Origin of the sequence: Paenibacillus contaminans (assembly GCF_003285015.1) — a bacterium.
Classification (GTDB): domain Bacteria; phylum Bacillota; class Bacilli; order Paenibacillales; family NBRC-103111; genus Paenibacillus_V; species Paenibacillus_V contaminans.
The window spans coordinates 142,106-165,836 of the sequence record NZ_QMFB01000013.1 but is presented as its reverse complement, the minus strand read 5'-3'; the positions used below and the strand labels follow the sequence as shown (position 1 = coordinate 165,836).

Genomic DNA, 23,731 nt, shown 5'->3' with positions numbered 1-23,731 from the left:
GTTGTCTATCGGAAAAATCATGGATGCGGCTCTAAAACCTGCGGTTAACGCCGGCATAATAGATATCGGCAGGCGTTAATCCTTAGGGAGTGAGGAGATGTCTGCTATGGAAGCATGGATATACGGAGGGCTGGCTGCCGCCGCCGCAGCGGCCGGTCTTACATATGTGCAAATACGCAAGCGCGGCGGCCGGAAGGGTAAAGTGACAAACCTGACCGCGTACAGAAAGCTTACGCAAAAATGCTCGTACTGCAAGAAGAAAGCCGACAAGCTGATCTTTTATTCCAATTCCGAGGGGCAGGTTGTAGGGCTGTGCAAAGCTTGCAAACCTAAGGCGGAGCGCCAAAACATGCTGCCGATTTAAAAACTTGGATTTGATTAGCTATACGCAGATGCAGGAAGCTTTCGCAGAGACGCGTCTGCTGCGCAGGCACGGGAATATGACGGGGCATCATAGGCAAAGGTGAGGAATGGGAATGACGAACATCGGCAGGACGCGTTATGCCCTGTATTTCGGGCTGCTCGGAGCAGTTTGCTTTATTATTGTGGCCTTGTTGACCTTTAACAGAGGGTTGAGCGGCTTTGACAAGAGCTTGATCGGACATGTACAAGGTCTCGAATCGGAAGCGCTTACGCCATTCATGAAAGGCATATCGTATATCGGCACGACGGTACCGATGGTCGTGTTGTCCTTATTGATCATGATATTTTTGTTTACGGTGCTGAAGCACCGGATGGAGCTCGTGCTGTTCGTCGTTGCCGTGCTCGGAACAAAAATTTGGAATGATTTGCTGAAAAACTTGTTCGAACGCGACCGGCCGGTCGAGCACAGGCTCGTCGAAGAGGTCGGCTACAGCTTTCCAAGCGGCCATTCGATGGTAGCTTTCGCTTTTTACGGAATACTCGCATTTTTACTGTGGCGTCATCTTAGAACGCGCACGGCCCGCACGGTCGTCATTGTATTGGCGATTGCGATGACGCTGCTGATCGGGATCAGCCGCATTTATTTGGGCGTGCATTATCCAAGCGACGTACTGGGCGGGTATTTGGCAAGCGCGTGCTGGCTTGGGGTTACGATTTGGCTGTTCCAGTGGTATATGGAGCGGAAGGCTCGCAGGTAGCGCCGGACTTTGACTAGAAACGCAAAGCGTTTTACAATGGAAGGGAAAGGTATGCGAGCGAGGAGCCCGAAACGGCATGTAGCGGACGGTTGGAAATGAGGGATAGGGCTTGGATGGAACGGCTAAATGGATCGTCATCGGCGTTGTGGTGATCGTTTGTGCGCTTTTTCTATGGCTGATGCGAAAAAAATATTAAGGGCTATGGCAAGCTTGCGGTCCAAGGACAGCTAGACGACAGCCGGAACATTCGAACGGAGAGCGATCGTACAACGATAATCCCCGCCAGCTTTGTTCGGGGCTGTCTGTTTTGTTATAAGGCATTCGAAGGCGCTCCGGCGGCGAACGACCGATTGAACGGCCCAAGCGGGCAAATGACGGTACGAAGGCTGTCTTCTTAGCGTACACTATACGGACACGGTATCGGTGCTGCAAGCAAGCGAAACGCACAACCGTACCTGTGTAAGGAGTGATCGGGATGATCCGCTTAAGGATGCCGAGTCTAGATGATCCGCATCTGTATCGACTCATTGAACGCGAGCTTGTACCTTACGCCAAGGCGGTTTTCCCGACCTTGCAAATCGGCAGGAAAGACGTCGAGAAAATGCTGGACCGCAGCAAGGTGTATGTCGGCGAGCACCGCGGAGGCAAAATGCCGATCGGCTTCGTCAGCGTTTCAAGCGCGCAGCGCGTGCTTCGCGTTGAAATGCTTGCCGTCGAGCGGGATTTTCAAGGCAATGGATGGGGGAGCGCGCTCATGGCCGTGGGGGAAACCTACGGCAGGCAAACAGGCTGCACGCGCGCGCAGCTGTACGTTGACGAGAGCAACGATAAAGCCAAACGCTTTTATGAGCGTATCGGCTATGCGACGAATTCGTTCGTACCGGAATATCAATGTTATTTACTTGAAAAGCCGTTATGATGTCCGCCGCAGCATGAGAGACAAAACACATAAAACCAGGGACACAGCCGGCGCTGCCCTGGTTTTGTTTGTGTAAAGCCCTTCTACAAAAATACCGGAAACAATAATGCCACTGACGATAGATCGACGGCCACGCGTTCTCCGTAAGGGCGGAAAGGAACGGGGCGGTAAGGACTCGGCGGAAGTTGACTAGCCGATACTTCAGCTTTTTCGCTTTTGTTTTTGCTTTTTGTTTTGTTTTTCTTAATGGATGTTTTGCCGGCATCTTCATCATCGATTCCTGCGGCTCCCGGACGATCGTTCAAAACAAGGCGGCCCTTCTCTAGACCGCTTAATATGCCGATATGACGGCTTCCGTCGTTCTTGACGACGCAAACCGCCCGGCCGACGAATAGCTTGCAATGTTCTTCGTTTATCGGATGAACCAAGTGCATGCCCACACCTCCGCATGATCATCTACGATATATGTTATTCAACCGTAGGCGTTTCGGCATAGACGAATGTCTTGGGTACCGGCTTATTATATTTTGCAAGCATAGGCCCGAGCGTGTTCGGAGATAGAGGGAACGGAATTTCGAATATGGCGCGTGAAAAGGAATTCTTTGCAGGAACGGAGGTATGGCATGGAAAAATGGCTGTACGCCGCCGTGCTTTGTCTGATCGCGGCGATTGTCGCAGGCGGGCTGATCGGACAAGCGGGGGCCGAGAACGGCAAGGACATGCTGGCGGTTGCCGGATATGCGGAAGAACAGATGGAAGGCGCGAAGGATGTGACGATTCGCTTCGGCGGCGAGCTGGATGCGGATGTTCAGGCGGAGGGCTGGCTGACGGCAGGCAAAAGACTGTCTCGTCTGCTCGACTTGAAGGAAGAGACGGCTCCGGCAGGAGCGGCTGCGGGGAGCGGAGACGGGGGAACGGATAAAGCGATGTATCGGGCGAGCACAATTTTGCCGTACGGCGGGGGGAGCATTTCGCTTGTGCTTTTCGACACCGGCGAAGGGAAGCAAGGGTATGCGGTCGTCAAGCGGGAGCTGAAGGCCGATCGCTTGGACGGCGAGGCGCTGGCGGAATGGCAGCGGCAAGTTTCGGAAATGCTTCTGGAGAACGGCTTGCACGGCAAATGGAACATCGCGGTGCAAGGCCTCGTCAGCGAGAAAGCGCTCGGGTCCGGCGAGAAGACGGACGTGCTGCTCAAGCGGATCGGCCAATATTTTCACGGCAAGGAGCTGGAGAGATATACGGATAACGGAACGGTGAGCGTAACCTTTTCGTCCAAAAAGCTGAAAGGAAGCGTGCGCAGCGGCATGTACCGCGTATCGCTGCAGGCGGCTCTGCACAAGCAGTCGCAAGACGGACGGTGGCGGTTAACGATCGGAACGCCGGTGATTACGACCGAATATTGAGCGAATGTCGAATGCTGTCGTTCACAATGGCGCGTTTATCAAGATTGTGGTAAACTAATGCATTAGAATGGCCGAGGCCAGAGTCATTATGTTATAGAAAGTATGGTGCGACAGTGTACCCAACCAACGTGGAAGTAAACGATTCGAAAATAAAGCTCACCGACAATATGAAGGAAACGGGAGCCGTCTTTTTCATATTCGGAGCAACCGGCGATTTGGCGCGCCGCAAGCTTTTTCCGGCGATTTACAGCTTGTTCTGCGAAGGCAAGCTTTCGGAGAGATTTGCCGTGATCGGTTTGGCGCGGCGTCCCCGCACGAACGAGCAATTCCGCGAGGATGTATACCAATCGATCGATCAGTTTGCACGGCATAAGGCGTCTAAAGAGGATGAGGAGTGGCAAAATTTTGCCTCTCATTTCGAGTACATGCCGCTCGATATTACGAATGTAGATGCGTTCCTCGAGCTGAAAAAAACGGCGGAGCGCGTCGAGGGGCAGTTCGGCATCGCCGGAAACCGCTTGTTTTATTTGGCGCTTGCACCGGAATTATTCGGCAGCGTGGCGCATCATCTCCGCGACGGCGGACTGCTGGAGACGCGCGGCTGGCACAGGCTCGTCATCGAGAAGCCGTTCGGCTACGATCTTCCTTCGGCGGAGAATCTCAATACGGAAATCCGCAAAGTGTTTAACGAGGAAGATATTTACCGGATCGACCACTATCTCGGCAAGGAAATGGTGCAGAACATCGAGGTCGTCCGTTTTGCGAATGCCTTTTTCGAGCCGCTGTGGAATAATAAATATATCGCCAACATTCAAATCACGCTGAGCGAAACGGTCGGCGTCGAGGAACGCGGCGGCTATTACGACAATGCGGGCGCCCTGCGCGACATGGCTCAGAACCATATGCTGCAGATGGTCACTATGATGGCGATGGAACCGCCGAGCCGGCTGCATCCCGAGGATATCCGCGACGAGAAGGTTAAGGTGCTCCGGAGCTTGCGGCTGTACGAATCGCCGGAGGATGTTCGCGCTCACGTCATCCGCGGCCAATATGCCGAAGGCGAAGTGAAGGGCGAGCTGAAGCCGGCATACCGGGCTGAGGATTCGGTCAATCCCGAATCCAAAACGGAAACCTACGTTGCCGCGAAGGTGCTGGTCGATAATTTCCGCTGGGCCGGCGTGCCGTTTTATGTTCGTACGGGCAAGCGGATGCCGGTTAAATCAACCGAGGTCGTCGTTGAGTTCAAGAGCATGCCGGACAATGTTTATTTGGCCAAGAAGGGCAAGCTTCAGCCTAATCTGCTTGTCTTCCGCGTCAATCCGATGGAAGGCATCTACATTAAAATCAATGCCAAGGAGCCGGGCTCCGAGGGGACGATTTTGCCGGTTGCGATGGACTTTTGCCAAAGCAATCAAGTCGGCTTGAATACGCCGGAAGCCTACGAGCGTCTGTTATTCGACGCGGCGCGCGGCGATTCGACGTATTTTACGCGGTGGGACGAAGTCGCATCCGCCTGGCAGTTCGTCGACCGGATCGCAGCGGCGTGGTCGCAGAACGACAGCGATTTGCAGTTGTATCCGGCCGGCTCCTGGGGACCCGAAGCGGCGGACAAGCTGCTTGAGGAGGACGGCTTCCACTGGTGGCCGGTGAACGGCCAAGCCGAAAGCGACGTCGTCTGGAAGTCCGGACGGCAAAGCTAAGGGATTTGACGCGCTGCCCGGTTCGCTTGTTGCAAACAAGCGAACCGGGCAGCGTGCTACATAAGAGGGCGGTAAGCACCGTTGTCGCAGGAAACCGGCACAATGAGTGCGGGCTTCCGAGGCTTTTTTCGCTGAAAAGTCGGGGTACGTGAGCGCTAGTGAGGAAAGAGTTATTATTAGTGAAGCAAAAGTTACTAATTTTCGCTGAAAATCCGGGTTACGTGAGCGCTAGTGAGGAAAGAGTTATTATTAGTGAAGCAAACGTTACTAATTTTCGCTGAATAGCCGGGTTATGGAGTGCCAGTGAGGAAAAGGTTATTATTAGTGAAGCAAACGTTACTAATTTTCGCTGAAAAGCCGTGTTATGGAGTGTTAGTGAGGAAAAAGTTACTATTAGTGAGGAAAAGGAAATAAGTAGTATACTTTTCCTCACTAGTTGAGACAAATGGACATTTTACCGGCTGAATAGTGAAGACAGCTTCATTAGTAGTGAATATAACCTCACTAACGTTGAAAATAGCTCATTAGCTGTAAAGGTAACCTCACTACCATTGAAGGCGGCTTCAACTCATTTGCTGTGAATGAAGCTTTTTAACAGTGAAAGTAGCTCTTTAGGGGTAAAGTCCGACTCTATAGCTCTTAGCGGTGAAGGCAGCTTCATTAGCAAAGGTTAGCCTCATAATGGCACGGTGCCGGAGAATATAATCACACGGACGGAGGTAACTGCATGTTCAAAATATACGACATCTCGATGACGATCCATGAAGGGATGCAGGTTTACAAAAACAAGGAAGAGAAGAAGCCGAAAATCATCAACCGGCAAAACTTTTCCAATGCGAAGGCGTACGAAACGGATCTGAAAATGGACGCGCATACCGGGACGCATCTCGATGCGCCGCTGCATATGCTTGACGGCGGCGATACGATCGAGACGATACCGCTCGAATCGCTCGTCGGTACGGCCCGCGTGCTTGATTTCACGGGCGTCGAGGAGTCGATCGGGAAGGCCGATCTCGAGCCGTACGGCATCCAGCCGGGCGAGTGGCTGCTTTTCAAAACGCGTAATTCCTTCTCCGAGGAGTTCGACTACAAGTTCGTTTTCCTTAACGAGGAAGGCGCGCAGTATTTGAAAGAACGCGGAATCAAAGGCGTCGGTACGGACGGTCTCGGCATCGAACGGGATCAGCCGACGTACGGCACGCATAAGACGCTCATGAACGCGGGCATCCTTATCGTCGAAGGCTTGCGCTTGAAGGATGTCAACGCGGGGACGTATTTTATGGTCATCGCTCCTTTGAAGCTGACAGGCATCGAAGCTGCGCCGGCGCGTGCGTTTTTGCTGGGACAATAGGTGTCATCGCTGCATTGCCTATAGAAAGATGGAAAGGCTGTTCCTGCGGGAGCAGCCTTTTTTCGAGCTTACATGTTGAACATACCGGAAAAATAAAAGCTGCAGACCGCACGGGATATGGTAAACTACGGAGGAGATCAGAGCATTTATATAAATCTACATTATCGTTCGTAAATGCTTCCGATTCGGCTGATGAGCCGCGGCGGCGTTTATGCATACAGGAGGTCGATCATGATGGGGTTGAAAATCGCTTTTTTGGGGACGGGCGGCATTGCGCAGACACATGTCAGCCGGCTTGCGAAAATCGATGGCGTGCAGGTAGCGGGCTTTTGCGGAACATCGCTTGAGAAGGCGGAACGTGCGGCAAGGGAAATTGCGGGCGCCAAAGGATATGCGGACTTTACGCAAATGCTGGACGAAGTGAAGCCCGATGCGGTATACATAACCGTGCCGCCGATGGCGCACGGGGAAGCGGAGCTGGCGCTTATCGAGCGGGGCATTCCGTTTCTCGTCGAGAAACCTTTGGGCGTGGAGAATGGCCTCGTTCAGCGGCTGGCTGCGGCAATCGCGGACAAGAAGCTGGTTACTTCCGTCGGGTATCATTGGCGCTATTACGAAGCGCTTGCTAAAGCGCGCGAACTGCTGGCCGAAAGTAAGCCCGGCATGGCGCTCGGTTACTGGATGGGCAACATGCCGATGGTGCCATGGTGGAGAAATCAGGAGCAATCGGGCGGCCAATTCGCCGAACAAACGACGCATATCGTCGACATGCTGCGTTATCTTTGCGGGGAAGTGACCGAAGCATATGCCGCGTTCGCACAGCGCTCCATGCATGAGAAGGTGGAAGGCGTTACGGTCGCCGACGTCGGCACGGTTACGCTGAAGCTGTGTAACGGGATGGTCGCGACCGTTTCGAATACTTGCCTGCTGCCTGTGGGCCATACGACAGGTCTTGATTTATATACGGACCGCGGCATAATGGAAATACGCTCGACAGGAATGAAGGCAATCGAACGTGAGCGTACGACCGAATACCGGAATATGAAGGACCCGTTTCAGCTGGAGAACGAAGCGTTCATCCATGCCGTCCGTACGGGCGATACATCGGGTATTTTATCCGATTATGCCGACTCCGCGAAGACGCATGCGGTCACGATGGCAGCGAACGAATCCGCCGAAACGGGACGAGCCGTGACGATCTAGTAGTGTTTCAAATCTAAAACCAGGGATTGATGACTTGAAAACAAACACGGATATCGTAGTTATGCACGAATCGTGCAATTAGTGGAGAAAACCTTATTGTTCATGAGGCTGGCCTCACTATTTCGAAGGTAAAATACTCGTTCTCGCCCTCTAGTGAGGCAAACGCAACTATCAATTTCGTTTGCCTCACTATTAGTTGCGTTTTCCTCATTATGCCACCAGAACACGGATTTTCAGCTAGAAACAATGAGGTTTGCCTCACAAATAGTTGCGTTTGCCTCATTACCTCACCAAACACGGGTTTTCGGTTTGAAAGAGTGAAGTTTGCCTCACGAATAGTAAACTTCACCTCATTATGAGGTCACTATCCGTTGCACGATCAAATGCTTTACATCCTTGAAATCTATAGTATAAGACTTGAAAGACTACTAGTTAACCGGCCGGCTCAAGGGGCTGTATTTCGCTGTAAATCGTCTGCCGACCACAATTGACTGTGAGGCTAACTAAGCCGCAGGGTGTTTCGCTGCATGGGCCTGCCGTCCGACGACGATTGACATGCGAGGCTAAAGGCCGCAGGGTGTTTGGCCGACCGCAATTGACTGTGAGGCTAACTAGGCTGTGAGGCTAACTAGGCGGAATGGTGTTTCGCTGCATGGCGTCGGCCATCCGACGGCAATTGACATGCGCGGACTTCAAGCCTGCCTCATGCCTTGCTGCCTGTATTCGCTAGGCGTAATGCCGGTTTCTTTTTTGAACTGGTGGCTGAAATAATGCAAGTTGGCATAATTCAACTTGTCCGCGATAACCTCAAGCGTCTCTCCGCCCAGCAGAAGCTGCTTCGCCCGTTTCATTTTTTCCGTGATCATGTAATGCTTGGGCGTTCTTCCGGTTTCCTCCTTAAAGAGCTTCGTAAAATGGGCGGGGTGGTACCCGCAGAGGGCGGCAAGCTGTTCGACCGTCCATTCGCGTTCGGGGTCGGCTCGCATGGCCTCGAGCGCGGCTTCTATCCGTTGAGGTCTTACTGCTGAAGCCCGATCTGCGGCATGCCGGACGAGCACGGCAATGAGCTCCATCATAAGAGCCCTCAGCATGAAGGCGTATCCGGGCTGCTCCAAACGATATTCCTTAACGATCCGCATCAGCAGCTGCTCCAGCTCGGGCGCTTCGAAACAGTGCGGGATCGCAACGTTACCGTAAACGGGAATATCCACTTCGTAAGGAACCGCTTGGAGCGATAAATCCTCGAACGAACACTCGCGTATGTGAAGGGCAGGGTGAACCGGCTCCGGCGATTCATGGCTCCAATGAAAATGCACGCTGTAGCAATCAACCTCCGTAATCGTCTGCAAGCGGTGAGGACTGTCCGAGCCGTAAAATACGCACCCGCCCGAAGAAATCCGATAGGTTCTCCGATTCATTTGCAGCTCCGCTTCTCCCTCGATCACATAAAACAACTGGCAATCCGGAATCGTTCTGGGTCCCCAAACCATATTCGCATCGACTGTGTCGCGCCTCGCAAAGTTGATCACCGGCAGTAAAGCAAGAATGGAACCGACATTCATCTCCGCACCCTCCCTAATACAGCGCATCTTGGAAAAGTATAAATGCTTCTTGCGTTCGTTTAAATACTTCACTCTCACCGTTCGGTATAGTTACTATATCACCGCAATATAAGCGGTTACAATGGAGGGAGAGCTAGTCATGCTGAACGCGGCTCAAGTGGAGGCGTTTGATAGGGACGGGTTCCTGAAAGGCGATGTCGTGCTGACAGACAGTGAGGTCGAGGTGCTGCGCGAGGAGCTGGAGCTTGTCATGGAAGGGAAGACGGATAGAAAGCCGGTGCTGAACCACAACATGAAGGAAGCCGGTTCGCCGTATGACGGCATGAAAATTATCGTTAACGAGAAAGTGATCCAGATCGTCAATATTTGGATGGCGAGCGACGCTTTTCTCCAGCATGCTTCGCATGCCCGCATTTGCGAGGAAATTGCTCAACTTTGCTGTACGGATACGCTTCGCATCTGGCATGATCAAGTTCAATACAAGCCGCCGGTAACCGGGGGAGCGACCGCTTGGCATCAAGATCATCCGTTATGGCCGATCATTCAGCCCGCGGATCTTGTGAGCGCATGGGTAGCTCTGGACGATGCGACGATCGAGAACGGCTGTATGTGGATGGTTCCGGGTAGCCACAAATGGGGAAATCATCAAAAATACTTGTCCAGCGACGCCGCCTTCATGCCGATTCACAAACAGCCGGAGCTGCTGCCCGAAGGTGCTATAGTAAAAGCCGTTCCGTTCGAAATCAAAAAAGGGCAGGTCGGCTACCATCACTCGTTGACTTGGCATGGGAGCCCGCACAACCGTTCGGAGAAAAAACGGCGGGCGATCGCCGTTCACTACATGCCGGGACATACGCGTTATGAGCCGAGCAGAAACCATCCGATGCTGGAGTACGTACAAATCCAGCCGGGCGAAATTTTAGCGGGCGAGCACTTCCCGGTCGTTTATCAGCGCTGAGCCGGAGGGGATAGCGCTGTATTGGGGGCTTTCCAGTATAAGAAACGCCGTGCAATGGACCGTCCAGTCGGACGCCCACTGCACGGCGTTTATGATGTGGGGGGCTATTACGCCTTAGATTCCTGCTCGACATTGGAGCGTCGTCCAACATGCTCGCTCGGGATACGGACATGCCGCAATGCGAGACTACTTCGAGAGCCGGTAAACGGCGAACGGCGCACCGTAACGGGAAGCGTCGCTAAGCCGGTCGAGCTTATCCATAACGGCGTCCTCGAGTTCCAGCGATACGCTCTTGAAATTTTCTTCCAGCTGCTCTACGCGCGTGGCTCCGACGATGACCGTCGAAACGGCCGGTTTGCGCATCAGCCATGCAAGCGAGAGTGCGCCAGGCGTGCAGTTCAATTCTGCGGCAAGCTGGACGACTTGATCGCCTAGGGCCAGCTTGTCCGGCTGAAGAAATCGTTTGAAATTCGGATCGGCGTCCGCGCGGGAGCCCGTTGGAACATTGTCCGCCGACGTATATTTGCCGGTCAGGATACCTCCTGCCAGCGGGAAGTACGGGATTATGCCGACGCCTTGATCGAGGCATAGCGGCACCATTTCCTGCTCTGGCGCCCGGTCGGCGAGCGAGTAGCTTGTTTGCATCGAGACGAACCGGTTTAGTCCCAGCTTCTCGCTGATGCCGATTGCTTTCATCAGCTCCCATGCGGCATAGTTCGAAGCGCCGATATAGCGTACTTTGCCTGAGCGGACCATGTCGTCCAGCGTGCGCAGCGTTTCCTCGAGCGGCGTATTCGGATCGAACGTATGGATCTGGTATAAATCCACATAATCCGTGCGCAGCCGCTTCAAGCTGCTTTCCAGCTCCTGCATCAGGTGGTAACGCGACGATCCCCGCGCATTCGGACCTTGCCCGCGCGGCAAGCCGGCTTTGGTCGCGAGCACCGCTTCATGGCGCCGGCCTTCGAGCGCGATGCCGATAATCCGCTCCGATTCGGTGCCTGTGTAAATGTTCGCCGTATCGATAAAATTGATCCCGAAATCAAGGCATTGATGAATAATGTTAATCGACGCTTCCTCGCTTGCCCTCGTTCCGAAGGCATTCGTGCCGAGACCAAGTGCAGAGACATTCACTCCGCTGTTTCCAAGACGCCGGTATTGCATAGGGGACACGCTCCTTTTGTCGAAAGATAGTGGATGCTTCGAATATGGTCATTATAACATTATGAATCGGGAAGTGCAGGTTCGCTACCGATCCAATCCGTCAGTCTCGTCCGAGTCAGCTCCCATATACAGAAGCGAAGGGCTGCCATTCGGCAGCCCTTCGGTTTTCAACTAACGCTTGAATAAGGCTTGATTGTCCCCTTACAGGAGGTTGTATAGTTTGAATCATCAAGCAGCTAGCTGTAATGGAGGAGGATTTATTCTTATGAGGTCTTTTGAAATGTTGTCTGTCATCTTTAATATCCTACTGCTCGGTTGGTTACTGTTTGCCAAGAACAAGCCGCAGCGAGGACTTATTTTCGGTTTCGGCGTTTCCGCTATATTGGTGCTTATGCACGGGCTGATGGAAGGCATGCGTTGGCAAATGATTCCGAATGATTTGATCATGTTAATCCCGCTGGTTGTTTTTGCTGTCAGGTTTAATCCAAAATCGAAGGAAGAAACGAAAAAAGGTTCCACATCCCCAGCGCGTCTTGTTCTTCTTACAATACCGGCGGTGCTGTATACTTTCGCAGCCGTGGCTCTGCCCCTTCTATTGCCGGTTTTCTCATTTGAAAAGCCGACAGGGCCATATAAAATAGGAACCGTTACTTATGCTTGGAAAGATAATGGACGGGAAGAAACCTATACGCCCGAGTCCGGCGATAAGCGTGAACTAATGGTCCAGATTTGGTATCCGGCCGATTCAACAGCCAAAGGCGATCCTGCCCCATATGTTTCCGACCCGAGTATTTTTGCGAATGGCTACAGTATGGCTCTGCATATGCCGAAGCTGCTGTTTACAAGTATTGGTTTTGTCCAAACGAATGCCATCGAGAACGCGGAGATTTCCAATCAGGAATCTGACTATCCGGTGCTCATTTTCTCGCATTCATTAAACGGAGTAAAAAATCAGAACACATTTCAAATCGAACAATTCGTAAGTCACGGCTACATCGTGGTAGGCATTGATCATACTTACAACAGCACAACTTCCATTTTTCCTGACGGCCGTGTAGTGCATTTTGTACCGCAAGAAAGGAATACGATCGACTACTTAGATAAATTAAATGAAGGATGGGTGGAAGACGCTAAATTTGTGCTGGATCAAGTGGAGAAGTTGGCCGAGAATGATCCGGACCACCGGTTCACAGACCGAATGGACCTGAAAAACATCGGCATGTTTGGCCATTCCTTCGGTGGAGCAACAACGACTCAAATGTTGATGACCGATACCAGAATTCAAGCGGCAATCAACATGGATGGAGGACTGTACGGCAAACTACGGGTTCCGGCAGACGGACTGAAAAAGCCGTTTCTGATGATGAGCGCCGATGACACGCTAGCCGGCACCAAAAATATGAGCGATGCGAATATCGCTTCCCAAGGGACGACAAGAGAGGAGTTGACCAAGTTTTTTGATGACACTTTTGCAAGGTACGAATCTGTAGCTGCAGGCGGTAACTACTGGATGACAATAAAAAATATGAAGCATATGGGCTTCTCGGATACGTATCTGATCTCGCCTCTATATGAACGGATGGAAGGAGTCAAAATTAAAAAGGTCCATCGGCTTATTAATGAATTCTCCCTGGATTTCTTCGATCACTATTTAAAGCAGCAGCCGTTTAAACGCTTGGATCAAAGTATCGGTGACCATCCGGAATTTACGTTGCAGAAAGGCTGACCCGATTTCTGATATGGATCATGAATAGCCCGAGGGCGCTTAGCCCTTCGGGTGTTCACATTATTGTTTACATATGTTCAAGCTTCCACTGTATACCCTGAAGCAATAAAAGGTTTCCTTTCGAAAACTGGCGGAATTTGGGGCTTAAGATGGAACATAACGTGTTGAATCTTTCGATGCGTTCTGTTCGAATGGTTTGTGAATATTTGGCAAAGTAACGAAAGAAATCTTCTTTATCGACCGACTGCCCCGGATTCGCATACAACATGGCCGTATCCTCGACAATGGCTTGCACGAACCGGTGATCGGCAGGTAATTTCTTCTTTAATGCCTTATTCAATCGAATATGAATGTCCTCAAGCTTCTTAACCCAAGTAGCCGCATCAAATTTGGGCTGATGAACCATATTAAAAAACAGGAACTCGCCGTTTCTCAGGTCCGATATGAACTGGGGATCGTTAATGAGCTCCTGCAGCTCATTCCAAGCGACAGTTTGTTTGGCGGATACTTTTATTTGATTGATAATGTATTTATTAAAAAAATATAAAAGGGAGCCTCTCCATTCTTCAGGAACCCCGTCAAAAAAATTGGAGGCTTCCACTTTCTCGCTGATGAATCGACTGCGTTTCTCGCTGTTTGTTGTCCGTGCGTTGACCAAATCATAGATATAACGTAATGAATCCCCTTGATGCTTCTTCGCTTGACGCAAAATCGATATCATATTCGTAAGCGTAGCAGCCTGTGTCTCCAACGATTCGATCTGCCAGTCGAGCGCTTTATCAACCGGTATTTCTCCGGATATCACCTGACTTATTTCATCAATTCCAAAATCCAAATAGCGCAAGGTTGTAACCAACTCCAGACGCCATAAATCTTCCATTGTGTATAATCGATGCCCCCCTTCCGTATAGCCGGCGGGTTTCACTAATCCGATTTCATCATAGTAACGTACGGTTTTGATCGTGGAGCCGATCATTTTGGCCGCTTCCCCAATCGAATAGGTCCTCTCTTGATCCATAGAAGCAGATCCCACTTGTTTTTGCCGATCCGTTTCGTTTTTTGAATGCAAAACCATTCACCTCCGGTATGTTAGTTTACTATCTCCTGTAACTGGAGTTTCAATCGATTTTACTTATCCTGTTCTATTACCCTCGCAAAAAAAACGACTCCCGAAAGGCGTTCGGCGATACGCCGGTCACCTGCTTGAACACCCGCGCAAAATGGCTCGTATTAACGAAGCCGAGGCTTTCGGCTACGTCGGCAACCGATTTTTCGGCGAACTCGACGAGATCTTTTTGGGCCTGCAAAATTTTGAGCTTCGTCATATATTCCTTGGTCGATACGCCGAATTTCTGCTGAAACAGTCTGCATAAATGCTGCCGGGAAATATGCAGCTTTTCCGCAAGTTGCGTGATGTCGGCCGGAGCGTCCACATTTTGCTTCATCCAGTTGATGGCGGCTTCAAGCCTCTTCTCTTGCCGATCCCGGTCCGGGATTCGGGCGGAGCCGCCGTTATGCTTCAGCTGCAGCATAAATTCGATGGCGATTCGATACAGGACGGCGGATATGCGCTCGAGCGCGAACGGATCCTCCGCATGCTCGAAGACGGACATGATGTCCAGATGCAAATTCGGATGTGTCCGGTCTTGGATGATCGCGAAAGGAGAATCCGCGAAAAGCCCGCTGCTGCTCTGGCACAGCTGCTCGATTAAAAAGCCGTCGAACGAAACCCAGGAGACGAAGCAGGCGTCGCCGTTTTTCGCGTATTGATGATGAACCCCCGGCTTCATGAAAATGACGGAGCCTTCGGTTAACGGGAAGGACTGACCTTGCGTGAGGTATAGCCCTTCGCCCTTGTAGCAGCAAACGAACTGGTAGAAAGGCCAGCAGTTCGGTTCGTAATCCGTGCGCAGCAGCTTCTGGTAGCCGACATCGCAGGCGAGCAGCGGAAGCGGGATCCCGTTCGGCTTAGGCGCGAATTTGATATACATATCGACATTCCTTTTCATTTGTTCGTTACGTCTATCATAAGGTACTGCAAGGGTCGTGGGCAATTGTACATGTTCCTTTTGGAGCATTCGGTTGCAATTGGAGCGTTTACGGCAGGCTGTGCGAGAACGGATAATGAGGGTGTCGCAGGAGCGATGATCGAATCCGAATCCAATCCGTGGGAGGAAATAAACATGACCCGATTCAAAGAGCAATATGATAGAGACGGCTATGTCATTGCGGAAAATATGTTCTCGATCGAAGAGGTGGCGGCGTTCAAACAGGAAATTCGCGATACGCTAGCGAAGGTTGAGGAACGGGAAGGAAGCGGCAAGCATTTTACGCACGGCGTTTATGTCGGGCTTGCTCTGCAAAGCGAAATGTTCCGCAAGCTTGCGGCGGATTCGCGGATTGCAGCCGTGCTGCGGGAGGTAATCGGCGACCAGGTGCTGTTTCTTTCGGATAAAGTGGTTGCGAAGGACGCAAGCAAAGATTTCGCATCGCCTTGGCATCAGGATTGGCCGTATTGGAAAGGCAGCAACAAGGTATCGGTTTGGATCGCGCTCGACGACGCTTTCCCGGAGAACGGCTGCCTGAAAATGGTCCCGGGCTCGCATCGCAGCGCCGTAGATCATGTTAATCCGGACGACGCGTCGGAAGGGTTCGTCAGCAGGCTGCGCCCGGAGGATATCGACGAAAGCAAAGTCGTTGCGATTCCGGCGAAAGCGGGGACGGCGGTTATTTTTCACGATCTGACGTTCCATGCCTCGTATCCGAACGTAACCGGCAAAGACCGCTGGGCGCTGATCAGCACGTATAAAGACGCGAGGGAGCCCGATCCCGAGTACGGCTGGGCGAATCCGATTCAGGTCGTAGGTTAAGGGAGCAATAGCTTTGACTTAGGGCTGCACGCTAGAAAACCGTCCCGTGATTCGGGCGGTTTTCTTTTTTTGTCAGTCTGGAAGTGCCCCTGCAGAGTATCTTCCGTTTTCTCTCGAAAACTAATTTTTGCGCGGCATCCTAGTATCTGTTAGTGTTGAGGTAACCGTATTGATTACGAAATTATCCTCTTGGCCTTAAAAAAAATGATAGGGTTGTCGATTCGGCCGACAGCTGTTCGTCGTATACATAGAAGCGGAAATAACCGGAACGGTCCAATTATTGATACCGCATCCGAAGCTTCATTATAAAAACTAGGAGGCGTACATTTATGAGATTTATGTTGATCGTTAAAGCTACAGCGGATTCGGAAGCAGGGGTAATGCCCAGCCAGGAGCTTATCGATGCGATGCAGAAGTATAACGAGGAACTTGTTAAAGCGGGCGTTTTGCTCGCTGCCGACGGGCTGCAGCCCAGCTCAAAAGGAATCCGAATTTCATATCCGGAGCCTGGAGGCAAGCCTAAAGTGATTGACGGACCGTTTACGGAGGCCAAAGAAATAATCGCGGGATATACGTTGATTGAAGTCAAATCCCGGGAAGAAGCGATTGAATGGGCGCTGCGCATGCCGGATCCCCATGGATTCGGGCAGGGGGAAATTGAGCTTAGGCAAGTGTTCGAGGTGGAGGACATTATGGACAATCCCGAATCGCTGGCGAGAGAAGCGGCGCTTCGCGAACAGGCCCGGGAGCAGAAAAAAGCATGAGTTTGCCTCATGCACTTCGAACCGTCGATACGATATGGCGAATGGAATCGGCAAAGCTTATCGCGGGGTTAACGCGAATGGTTCGGGACGTGGGACTCGCAGAGGATCTTGCCCAGGATGCTTTGGTCATTGCCCTCGAAAAATGGCCGGAGACGGGCATCCCGGACAATCCGGGCGCCTGGCTGATGACGACGGCCAAACGGCGCGCGATCGATCTCATACGCAGAAACAAGCTTCGGGATCAGAAGTACGCAGAGGTCGCCCGCAATACGGATTTATATACGGAAGAAGACGTCAATGGCGCGTTGGACGGGGAGATCGGCGACGATCTCCTTCGTCTGATTTTCATGACCTGTCATCCCGTACTATCCCAGGACGCCAGAGTTGCCTTGACGCTTCGTTTGTTGTGCGGGCTTACTACAGATGAAATCGCACGTTCGTTCCTCGCCGCTGAATCGACGATTGCCCAGCGAATTGTCCGGGCGAAGAAAACCCTTAGCGCGGAGAAGATTCCTTTTGAAGTGCCTTCCGGGGAGGAGCTCAAAAGCCGTCTCTCCACTGTACTTGAAGTGATTTATCTTATGTTCAATGAAGGATATTCGGCAACCTCCGGGGATCGCTGGATCCGTCCGATGTTATGCCAGGAGGCGCTGAGACTGGGGCGCGTGCTTGCCGAGGTCGCGTCTAACGAACCGGAAGTTCATGGCTTGGTCGCCTTAATGGAGATTCAATCTTCGCGGTTCAAAACCCGGGTTAACGCCAAGGGTGAACCGGTTCTTCTCATGGATCAAAACCGCGCGTTATGGGATCGGCTGCTCATCCGCCGAGGCTTGGCGGCACTGGAACGCTGCCGGAAGCTTGGACGGCCGCTTGGGCCTTACTCGCTGCAGGCCGCGATTTCCGCTTGCCACGCGATGGCGCCGACCGCGGATGAGACGGATTGGATCCGCATCGCCGCTCTGTATGAAGCGCTGTCCAGAGCAAAGCCTTCGCCGATCGTCGAATTGAACCGGGCGGTTGCCATATCCATGGCGTTCGGACCGGCCTTCGGGCTGCAAATTGTCGACGAGCTGAATAACGAGAATTCCTTAAAGGGATACCATCTGCTGCCGAGCGTTCGCGGCGACCTTCTGGCGAAGCTGGGACGGCACGATGAAGCCCGTACGGAATTTCAACGCGCCGCATCGATGACCCGCAATGAGCGTGAGCGGACGCTTTTACTGAACCGTGCGGCCGAATGTTGGCCCGGAACGTCGAAATAAAATATTTTAGCGCTGCCTTGTCGATTATGAAGGTTCCCGTTCGTCGTTAAAGTAAGAGGGAGAGTGAAGGGAGCGGCGCTGCCTTCGAGTTTTCTTCCCAAACGATGCTTACGAAGCAGGTTTGCGAGCAAACCTTGCAGGAGGGGGGAACCAGAATGCGATTTATGTTGATTGTCAAAGCGAGCGGTTATTCGGAAGCTCGGGTAAATCACAGCCGGGAACAAAACGACGCTATGAATGCGTACTTAAAGTCCTTGGCCGAGGAGGGCGCGCTCCTTGCCGCTGAAGAGCTTCAGCCAAGCTCGGCAGGGGTAAGGATATCGTATCCTGCGGATGGTGGAAAGCCGGAGCTGTCGGCCGGTCCTTTTCCAGCAGATCAGGAGCTAGTTGCGGAATACTGCCTGATCGATGTGAGAACGGAGAACGAAGCTTTGAGTTGGGCGCTCCGGATGCCGGTTCCGAAAGGACGCGGCAAATGCGAGATCGAATTGCGCAAGCTCGAAGAGAAGCCGAATTCCTTGAAAGAGCCCAGAATAAAGGCATTGGAAGCCGACCTGCAGCACCAGCTCGACATGTTAAAAAAAATTTAAATATTTTTTTATTCATCTGTCGATTTCGTCAATATTCATTCGTCATGTTAGTAGAAAGACAAAAAATAATGGAAAGGTTGTTGGAAAAATGGGAGCGCAATTAAATGCTTATCTGATGTCGGAGGATGCAAGAAGCCAAGCGAATTTTTATGCGGAGTCGCTCGGAGGGGAAATCGTATCCCTTGCCACATACGGCGAGGCGCCGGGTACGCCGGAAGCGATGAAGGATAAAGTCATGCATTTGGCTTTGAAGGTGGCGGGAACGAATATGTTGATGATGAGCGATTCCTTCGAGCCGGTAGCCGGCAGCCGCAGCATCAGTCTTGCTTTGAGCTACGACGATGAGACCGAAGCCAGAACGGCATATGACAAGCTTGCCCAAGGCGGCGAAAACAAGTTTCCTTTCGCTCTTCAGCCATGGGGCTATTATGGAGAGGTCGTAGATAAATTCGGCGTCACGTGGATGATTACCAAACGGTAAACGGGATTAATCAAACTGCTGACTTTAAGGAGTGTATGCAAAATGAACCAGGAAGTAACCGATTTTATTGAAACGTTAAAAGAACCATGGCAGGGTGAGCTTTCCGCCAATCTGCGTGAGGTTGTCCGCCAGGCTATACCGGATGTGCATGAACGTTTGCAGTACAAGAAGCCTCATTTTTTGAAAAACGGAAAATATGCCGCTGTCATTTCGACATCGAAGGACGCTGTCAGCTTTACGATTTTTAACGCCGCCGGGCTTGAGCTTCCGGAAGGGATGTTCGACGGCCCCGCGGAAAGAAAGACGGTAAAGCTGCGTAAAGGCGATACGTTTGATTCCGGACAGCTGGTGTCCTGGGTCAGCCACGCTTCAGGCTCGCTTTAAATACGTTTACACATAAAACTCACAAAAGGACGGCGCTTAACTTTGTAAAATCAAAGTTAGCCGCTGTTCTTTTTTGTGCCGCAAGTTGGGTTATTCGGCCGGCACTAGGCCGCGGCGGAGGTGCAGCCCGACTTTTTCGTGCTATCTGGCCCGCACCGCGCCGCGGCGGAGGTGTAGCCCGACTTTAACGGGTTATTTGGCCCGCACCGGGCTGCGGCGCTGATGTAGCCTGACTTTAACGGGCTATTTGGCCTGCACCGGGCTGCGGCGCTGATGTAGCCCGACTTTGCCCACTTGGACAAAGGAATCAAGCTTCCCCATATGCTGGAGTCCGAATTTTCCTGCTTGGAGAGAGGATTTACCGGTGTACTTAGCCAAACAGCCGCTGTAAGCGGGCATTTTCGAATTGCGGATAAGGAAAGGAAGCTGAACTCGATTCCAATCGGGTAAAATCGGACTCCAGCGCAGCTCGCAGTATTCTTCCGCACCACGCGTGACTCCCGGCATGCAGTGCTCTCCCACTGCGCGCGCCGACGTGTGACCGAGCACCGCGTGCCGTGATGGCACCGCGCGCCGGGAGGCCCACGCGGTGCGGAAAAGCCCCCAGCACACGCAGGACTCTTCCGCACCGCCGCGCGCTACTCCCGGCGCGCGGTGCATTGCTGCTTAAGGCCGACCGCATGCGTTCTCTAGCGTGGTGCGCTTAACTCTAGCATTCCTTGCCGCTCTTCAAGAAAAAAAACGTGGAAAAAACGGCGATATTATGATACATTTTGTATCATAATAACCGTGTATCGGAGATGTTAGAATGAGATATTGGAAAAAGATGTTGCAAATTGGCGCCATTGTCTCTATTGTTGCAGCCACATGGGGCGTATGGGAGCTTCATCCGTCACGTCATTTTGGATACAAAACGTATCCGGTATTGGCGATGCCGAACGAAGCGGATGAGCATTCGCCGACTAGCGGTAAGCTTGCCGACGCTTCTGCCTCGGCTTCCGCTTCGCCCCAACAAAACGCAGCGGAGCCGTCCTTAGCGAATACCGCTTCGAATGAAAGTCCGGGAGCCTTATCAGAAGAGATCGTTTCCCCTGCCGAGAAGGATGAGAAAGCGTTTAACGTGCTTTTGCTCGGTGTGGATACGGATAGCGAAGAGGCGGCGAGGACGGACGTTATAGTCTTGGTGCACGTCATGCCGACGCTCAAGAAGCTTTCCGCCGTCTCGGTGCCGCGGGATACGCGCGTCAATCTGAAGGGGATCGGCGAAACGAAGATCAACCATGCGCATGCGCTCGGCCATGCCAAAGGCGGCAGTCAGGGCGGTACGGATGCGGCGATCCAGGCGGTCAGCGATATGCTCGGCGTGCCGATCCACTATTATGCCAAAATGAATTTTAAAGGCTTTACCGAGTTTATCGATATGATCGGCGGCGTGGACCTTTATTTTGAGAAGGATATGCACATAACCGGCACCGATATAACAATGAAAGCCGGGGAGCAGCATCTTAACGGCAGTACGGCGTTAACCCTGGTCAGAGAGCGTTATTCGCTCGCCAACGGCGATTTCGGCAGACAAGCGGAGCAGCTTCGGCTTATGAAAGCCGTCCTGCACGAGCTGGTACAGCCGGAGCGGCTTGTGGAGCTGCCCGGTTTGATCGGCAAGGTGAAGAAGGACGTCGTCGATACGAACTTTTCCGACGCGGATTTGATCAGCTTGGCTTGGCTGTTTAAGGGCGTAAGCTTCGACGACGTCAATTATATGCAAATACCGGGCAAATCCGCGATGATGGAAGACCCTCTCATGCGGATGCAGCTGTGGTATTGGATTCCGGACAAGGAACAGGTGAAGAAGATCGTCAAACAGTATTTGTCTTCATGAAGCTGCGGAAATAACTGCTCACGGTTTGCGGATCTCGATCCACCAAAAAATTCACACTAAATTCATATGGGCGGTACTATAATCTTTGTATCAACAATGCCGCAAAAATAGCAACGTGCCGGGCTCGTCGGGATGAAACATTTCTCGATGCCCCGCACGTTCTTTATTTGCCGATCGACGATGTTACAATTAACCGTTTCATGTTACCATGAATCATTATGCGATTCGATTGCAAAGGATGATTTTCAAATTGGAAAAGAAGAAGCATGTGCTGATCATTGATGACGAACCGAAAATCGTCGAAGTCATTAAAGCTTATTTGGAGCGTGACGGATGGCGAACGACCATTGCGTATGATGGGGACACCGGCCTGAAGTATTTTCAACAAGATCAGCCCAATCTCATTATTCTTGATCTGATGTTGGCCGGCATGCCGGGGGAAGAACTGTGCAAACGGATGAGAGAACGGTCCACCGTCCCTATTATTATGATAACTTCAAAATCGAGAGAGAATGACAGGATTAACGGGTTGTATCTTGGCGCAGACGATTATATCGTAAAGCCTTTTAGTCCGAATGAATTGGTTGCCAGAGCGCATGCCGTATTCCGCAGAGCCGCATTGTACGTCGACCAAGGACACGGTGGAAAGTTATCGTTTAATCAAGGCCAATTGGTGTTCGATCATCAGAAGATGAAGGTAATCGTAAAGGGAAAGGATGCCAACTTGACGAAAACCGAGTTCAAAATATTGTCGGCCATGTCGGTTGCGCCGGAAAAGGTGTTCACGCGTGCGGATTTGCTCTACCATGTTCAGGGCTACCGATTTATCGGCGATCCCCGGCTCATCGATGCCCATATTAAAAATATCAGGCATAAAGTGGAGGATAATCCCCGCGAAGCGAAAGTGCTTGTCACGGTAATTGGAGCAGGTTATAAATTTGGGGGTTCCCGCGATGGGTAAACAAAAGAACATACATACGCTCCTGGTGTGGTGGGGGGCGGTTTTTCTGGTAGTAGTCATGCTATGGATTAGCGGCTTGGCTTTTTTTTATTTTAGATGGGATTTGCGATATCCCGACTTTGTGCAGCAGCATCTCGAGGAATCGTTCCGGACGATTGCCGGCCGCATACGCGATCAAACTGTCTCCGGACGGCAGGGACTGACCGAGCAAGCGAAACGGACAATCCTGGAAGCCGCGCAAGCGGAAAACGTCTATATTCGTTTTACCGATCCCGAGAATAATCGATGGCTGGACACCTTGCCTGCCGCACTCCCTTTGACTCCGGATGTGTCACTCGATATATGGGGAAATTCGCAGGTTGTCGGGCGATTGGAAATATACTGGACCGGGAAGGAAGAAGGGTATCCGACGTATCATACGAAGCGTTATTTGCAAAAACAGTTGTTTGAGACCGGCGGATACGGGATACTTGCGGCATTTCTATTGAGCGGCTTGTTGGCGTATATGATGTCGCGTCCCGTACGGAGGCTGGCAGAGCGCACGGATATTCTGACTCAAGGCAGCATGCTGTTGTATATGCCGGTGCAGGGAACGCAAGAGCTGAAGAAGATCGCGCATGCGGTCAATCATCTCTCGGGCTTGCTCGCGGAGCAGGAACGCTGGCGCCAGATTTTGATGGAGGATTTGGGACATGAGCTAAGAACGCCGTTATCGATTGTTGGCAGTCAATTGGAGGCGCTTGTAGACGGAGTGTTCGACCTGGAACCGGAACGTCTGCGGACGATGCTGGACGATATTGCGCGTCTCACCCGGCTCGTGCAGGACATGGAGAAAATATTGCAGGCGGACGGCGCCATATTTGAGCTGATGCCCGAGGAGATGGACTTGGTGCCTCTGTTGAAGCAGGTGCTCTATTTGCTGCAGCCCGTTTTTGAGGATAAGTCTATTCAAGTTACGCTAATTACGCCGAAAAAGCCATGCCCTGTCCTTATCGACGTCGACAAGATGATCCAAGTCTTCGTCAACCTCTTATCGAATGCAGCCAAATACAGCGAACCAAACGGAAATGTAAGCGTTATTACTGAGCTTGATAGGAGCGGAGAAACGATATTCGTTCACATCCAAGACAATGGGATAGGCATTCCGCCAAATGAGCTGGATAAGATATTCGAACGCTTCTATCGGGTGGACAAATCCCGTTCGCGAGACACCGGGGGGAGCGGACTCGGATTGACGATTGCCAAACGTTTGGTCGAAGCGCATAAAGGCTCGATCTCCGTCATGAGTCAAGAGGGGGTCGGGAGCAAGTTTACCGTTACATTACCGCTCGTAAGGATATAGCCCTCATGTACTTTTCCATCCAGTGCAACGAAGCGGAAATTCACACTAAATTCAAAGGCGGCTGTTTATAATCGAGGTATGCATAGGTGCC

The 23,731-nt window shown here is 51.9% G+C and carries 24 protein-coding genes; 18 read left to right on the top strand and 6 right to left on the bottom strand.

Going from position 1 to position 23,731, the window contains the following annotated elements; genetic code table 11:
- Nucleotides 1-106 precede the first annotated feature (106 nt).
- The 3 genes from DQG23_RS21960 (at nt 107) to DQG23_RS21950 (ending at nt 2,040) form a co-directional block, all read left to right on the top strand.
- Nucleotides 107-364 carry a hypothetical protein gene (locus DQG23_RS21960; RefSeq protein ID WP_113033027.1) on the top strand — a complete coding sequence of 86 codons (258 nt, stop codon included), beginning with the start codon at nt 107-109 and terminating at the stop codon, nt 362-364.
- 112 nt (nt 365-476) lie between these two features.
- Nucleotides 477-1,121 carry a phosphatase PAP2 family protein gene (locus DQG23_RS21955; protein WP_113033026.1) on the top strand — a complete coding sequence of 215 codons (645 nt, stop codon included), beginning with the start codon at nt 477-479 and terminating at the stop codon, nt 1,119-1,121.
- 475 nt (nt 1,122-1,596) lie between these two features.
- A complete protein-coding gene (locus DQG23_RS21950; RefSeq protein WP_113033025.1) occupies nt 1,597-2,040 on the top strand; it encodes a GNAT family N-acetyltransferase in 444 nt (147 codons plus the stop codon).
- A gap of 83 nt (nt 2,041-2,123) precedes the next feature.
- On the opposite strand, the gene DQG23_RS21945 is transcribed toward DQG23_RS21950, so the two are convergent.
- On the bottom strand, nt 2,124-2,474 hold the full coding sequence (locus DQG23_RS21945; RefSeq protein ID WP_113033024.1) for a hypothetical protein: 351 nt from the start codon (nt 2,472-2,474) through the stop codon (nt 2,124-2,126).
- A gap of 189 nt (nt 2,475-2,663) precedes the next feature.
- Between DQG23_RS21945 and DQG23_RS21940 the strand changes: the two genes are divergently transcribed.
- The 4 genes from DQG23_RS21940 to DQG23_RS21925 all read left to right on the top strand — a co-directional run bounded on the left by DQG23_RS21940 (nt 2,664) and on the right by DQG23_RS21925 (nt 7,697).
- The gene (locus tag DQG23_RS21940; RefSeq protein WP_113033023.1) at nt 2,664-3,443 is read left to right on the top strand and encodes a YwmB family TATA-box binding protein; all 780 of its coding nucleotides are present in this window, start codon (nt 2,664-2,666) and stop codon (nt 3,441-3,443) included.
- Nucleotides 3,444-3,610: 167 nt separating this feature from the next.
- The gene (zwf, locus tag DQG23_RS21935; protein ID WP_113033102.1) at nt 3,611-5,143 is read left to right on the top strand and encodes a glucose-6-phosphate dehydrogenase; all 1,533 of its coding nucleotides are present in this window, start codon (nt 3,611-3,613) and stop codon (nt 5,141-5,143) included.
- Nucleotides 5,144-5,870: 727 nt separating this feature from the next.
- Nucleotides 5,871-6,494, top strand: coding sequence for a cyclase family protein (locus DQG23_RS21930; RefSeq protein WP_113033022.1), 624 nt, complete (start codon nt 5,871-5,873; stop codon nt 6,492-6,494).
- Between the two features lie 231 nt (nt 6,495-6,725).
- Nucleotides 6,726-7,697, top strand: a complete 972-nt coding sequence (locus DQG23_RS21925; RefSeq protein WP_337589406.1) for a Gfo/Idh/MocA family protein — start codon at nt 6,726-6,728, stop codon at nt 7,695-7,697.
- A 692-nt stretch (nt 7,698-8,389) separates the two neighbouring features.
- Here the strand turns inward: DQG23_RS21925 and DQG23_RS21920 are convergent.
- On the bottom strand, nt 8,390-9,259 hold the full coding sequence (locus DQG23_RS21920; protein WP_158560633.1) for a helix-turn-helix domain-containing protein: 870 nt from the start codon (nt 9,257-9,259) through the stop codon (nt 8,390-8,392).
- A gap of 139 nt (nt 9,260-9,398) precedes the next feature.
- Between DQG23_RS21920 and DQG23_RS21915 the strand changes: the two genes are divergently transcribed.
- Nucleotides 9,399-10,217 carry a phytanoyl-CoA dioxygenase family protein gene (locus DQG23_RS21915; protein WP_113033019.1) on the top strand — a complete coding sequence of 273 codons (819 nt, stop codon included), beginning with the start codon at nt 9,399-9,401 and terminating at the stop codon, nt 10,215-10,217.
- Nucleotides 10,218-10,403: 186 nt separating this feature from the next.
- On the opposite strand, the gene DQG23_RS21910 is transcribed toward DQG23_RS21915, so the two are convergent.
- Complete coding sequence (locus tag DQG23_RS21910; protein WP_113033018.1) at nt 10,404-11,381, bottom strand: aldo/keto reductase; 978 nt, start codon at nt 11,379-11,381, stop codon at nt 10,404-10,406.
- Between the two features lie 220 nt (nt 11,382-11,601).
- On the opposite strand from DQG23_RS21910, the gene DQG23_RS21905 reads away from it, so the two are divergent.
- The gene (locus DQG23_RS21905) at nt 11,602-13,107 is read left to right on the top strand and encodes an alpha/beta hydrolase family protein (RefSeq protein WP_238177973.1); all 1,506 of its coding nucleotides are present in this window, start codon (nt 11,602-11,604) and stop codon (nt 13,105-13,107) included.
- A gap of 67 nt (nt 13,108-13,174) precedes the next feature.
- Here DQG23_RS21905 and DQG23_RS21900 read toward each other — a convergent pair whose 3' ends face one another.
- Both DQG23_RS21900 and DQG23_RS21895 read right to left on the bottom strand, forming a co-directional pair.
- Nucleotides 13,175-14,182: a MerR family transcriptional regulator gene (locus DQG23_RS21900; RefSeq protein WP_238177972.1), complete on the bottom strand. Its 1,008-nt coding sequence runs from the start codon at nt 14,180-14,182 to the stop codon at nt 13,175-13,177.
- 70 nt (nt 14,183-14,252) lie between these two features.
- Nucleotides 14,253-15,098, bottom strand: a complete 846-nt coding sequence (locus DQG23_RS21895; protein WP_158560632.1) for an AraC family transcriptional regulator — start codon at nt 15,096-15,098, stop codon at nt 14,253-14,255.
- A gap of 192 nt (nt 15,099-15,290) precedes the next feature.
- On the opposite strand from DQG23_RS21895, the gene DQG23_RS21890 reads away from it, so the two are divergent.
- From DQG23_RS21890 to DQG23_RS21865, 6 genes are all read left to right on the top strand, one after another.
- Nucleotides 15,291-15,977, top strand: coding sequence for a phytanoyl-CoA dioxygenase family protein (locus tag DQG23_RS21890; protein WP_158560631.1), 687 nt, complete (start codon nt 15,291-15,293; stop codon nt 15,975-15,977).
- 329 nt (nt 15,978-16,306) lie between these two features.
- Nucleotides 16,307-16,741 (top strand): YciI family protein, encoded by a 435-nt coding sequence (locus tag DQG23_RS21885; protein ID WP_113033014.1) that lies wholly within the window; start codon nt 16,307-16,309, stop codon nt 16,739-16,741.
- Nucleotides 16,738-18,003, top strand: coding sequence for an RNA polymerase sigma factor (locus tag DQG23_RS21880; RefSeq protein WP_113033013.1), 1,266 nt, complete (start codon nt 16,738-16,740; stop codon nt 18,001-18,003). Before DQG23_RS21885 ends, DQG23_RS21880 begins: the two co-directional genes overlap by 4 nt.
- Nucleotides 18,004-18,158: 155 nt before the next feature.
- Complete coding sequence (locus DQG23_RS21875) at nt 18,159-18,593, top strand: YciI family protein (RefSeq protein WP_113033012.1); 435 nt, start codon at nt 18,159-18,161, stop codon at nt 18,591-18,593.
- Nucleotides 18,594-18,681: 88 nt separating this feature from the next.
- On the top strand, nt 18,682-19,074 hold the full coding sequence (locus DQG23_RS21870; RefSeq protein ID WP_113033011.1) for a VOC family protein: 393 nt from the start codon (nt 18,682-18,684) through the stop codon (nt 19,072-19,074).
- Nucleotides 19,075-19,116: 42 nt separating this feature from the next.
- A complete protein-coding gene (locus tag DQG23_RS21865) occupies nt 19,117-19,458 on the top strand; it encodes a DUF1801 domain-containing protein (RefSeq protein ID WP_113033010.1) in 342 nt (113 codons plus the stop codon).
- A 243-nt stretch (nt 19,459-19,701) separates the two neighbouring features.
- Here the strand turns inward: DQG23_RS21865 and DQG23_RS21860 are convergent, their stop codons facing one another.
- Nucleotides 19,702-19,965 carry a hypothetical protein gene (locus tag DQG23_RS21860; RefSeq protein WP_113033009.1) on the bottom strand — a complete coding sequence of 88 codons (264 nt, stop codon included), beginning with the start codon at nt 19,963-19,965 and terminating at the stop codon, nt 19,702-19,704.
- A 301-nt stretch (nt 19,966-20,266) separates the two neighbouring features.
- Here DQG23_RS21860 and DQG23_RS21855 point away from each other — a divergent pair, with 301 nt between their 5' ends.
- From DQG23_RS21855 to DQG23_RS21845, 3 genes are all read left to right on the top strand, one after another.
- On the top strand, nt 20,267-21,337 hold the full coding sequence (locus DQG23_RS21855; protein ID WP_113033008.1) for an LCP family protein: 1,071 nt from the start codon (nt 20,267-20,269) through the stop codon (nt 21,335-21,337).
- Between the two features lie 250 nt (nt 21,338-21,587).
- On the top strand, nt 21,588-22,298 hold the full coding sequence (locus DQG23_RS21850) for a response regulator transcription factor (RefSeq protein ID WP_202865940.1): 711 nt from the start codon (nt 21,588-21,590) through the stop codon (nt 22,296-22,298).
- Nucleotides 22,291-23,640 carry a sensor histidine kinase gene (locus tag DQG23_RS21845; RefSeq protein ID WP_113033007.1) on the top strand — a complete coding sequence of 450 codons (1,350 nt, stop codon included), beginning with the start codon at nt 22,291-22,293 and terminating at the stop codon, nt 23,638-23,640. The genes DQG23_RS21850 and DQG23_RS21845 overlap by 8 nt, the downstream gene beginning before the upstream one ends.
- The last annotated feature ends 91 nt before the right edge of the window (nt 23,641-23,731 follow it).

What these genes read in the sequence shown, in the direction of transcription:
- DQG23_RS21960 (WP_113033027.1), top strand. Translation starts at nt 107, where the DNA reads ATGGAAGCATGGATATACGGAGGGCTGGCTGCCGCCGCCGCAGCGGCC.
- DQG23_RS21955 (WP_113033026.1), top strand. Translation starts at nt 477, where the DNA reads ATGACGAACATCGGCAGGACGCGTTATGCCCTGTATTTCGGGCTGCTC.
- DQG23_RS21950 (WP_113033025.1), top strand. Translation starts at nt 1,597, where the DNA reads ATGATCCGCTTAAGGATGCCGAGTCTAGATGATCCGCATCTGTATCGA.
- DQG23_RS21945 (WP_113033024.1), bottom strand. Translation starts at nt 2,474, where the DNA reads ATGCACTTGGTTCATCCGATAAACGAAGAACATTGCAAGCTATTCGTC.
- DQG23_RS21940 (WP_113033023.1), top strand. Translation starts at nt 2,664, where the DNA reads ATGGAAAAATGGCTGTACGCCGCCGTGCTTTGTCTGATCGCGGCGATT.
- zwf (WP_113033102.1), top strand. Translation starts at nt 3,611, where the DNA reads ATGAAGGAAACGGGAGCCGTCTTTTTCATATTCGGAGCAACCGGCGAT.
- DQG23_RS21930 (WP_113033022.1), top strand. Translation starts at nt 5,871, where the DNA reads ATGTTCAAAATATACGACATCTCGATGACGATCCATGAAGGGATGCAG.
- DQG23_RS21925 (WP_337589406.1), top strand. Translation starts at nt 6,726, where the DNA reads ATGATGGGGTTGAAAATCGCTTTTTTGGGGACGGGCGGCATTGCGCAG.
- DQG23_RS21920 (WP_158560633.1), bottom strand. Translation starts at nt 9,259, where the DNA reads ATGAATGTCGGTTCCATTCTTGCTTTACTGCCGGTGATCAACTTTGCG.
- DQG23_RS21915 (WP_113033019.1), top strand. Translation starts at nt 9,399, where the DNA reads ATGCTGAACGCGGCTCAAGTGGAGGCGTTTGATAGGGACGGGTTCCTG.
- DQG23_RS21910 (WP_113033018.1), bottom strand. Translation starts at nt 11,381, where the DNA reads ATGCAATACCGGCGTCTTGGAAACAGCGGAGTGAATGTCTCTGCACTT.
- DQG23_RS21900 (WP_238177972.1), bottom strand. Translation starts at nt 14,182, where the DNA reads ATGGTTTTGCATTCAAAAAACGAAACGGATCGGCAAAAACAAGTGGGA.
- DQG23_RS21895 (WP_158560632.1), bottom strand. Translation starts at nt 15,098, where the DNA reads ATGTATATCAAATTCGCGCCTAAGCCGAACGGGATCCCGCTTCCGCTG.
- DQG23_RS21890 (WP_158560631.1), top strand. Translation starts at nt 15,291, where the DNA reads ATGACCCGATTCAAAGAGCAATATGATAGAGACGGCTATGTCATTGCG.
- DQG23_RS21885 (WP_113033014.1), top strand. Translation starts at nt 16,307, where the DNA reads ATGAGATTTATGTTGATCGTTAAAGCTACAGCGGATTCGGAAGCAGGG.
- DQG23_RS21880 (WP_113033013.1), top strand. Translation starts at nt 16,738, where the DNA reads ATGAGTTTGCCTCATGCACTTCGAACCGTCGATACGATATGGCGAATG.
- DQG23_RS21875 (WP_113033012.1), top strand. Translation starts at nt 18,159, where the DNA reads ATGCGATTTATGTTGATTGTCAAAGCGAGCGGTTATTCGGAAGCTCGG.
- DQG23_RS21870 (WP_113033011.1), top strand. Translation starts at nt 18,682, where the DNA reads ATGGGAGCGCAATTAAATGCTTATCTGATGTCGGAGGATGCAAGAAGC.
- DQG23_RS21865 (WP_113033010.1), top strand. Translation starts at nt 19,117, where the DNA reads ATGAACCAGGAAGTAACCGATTTTATTGAAACGTTAAAAGAACCATGG.
- DQG23_RS21860 (WP_113033009.1), bottom strand. Translation starts at nt 19,965, where the DNA reads ATGCCGGGAGTCACGCGTGGTGCGGAAGAATACTGCGAGCTGCGCTGG.
- DQG23_RS21855 (WP_113033008.1), top strand. Translation starts at nt 20,267, where the DNA reads ATGAGATATTGGAAAAAGATGTTGCAAATTGGCGCCATTGTCTCTATT.
- DQG23_RS21845 (WP_113033007.1), top strand. Translation starts at nt 22,291, where the DNA reads ATGGGTAAACAAAAGAACATACATACGCTCCTGGTGTGGTGGGGGGCG.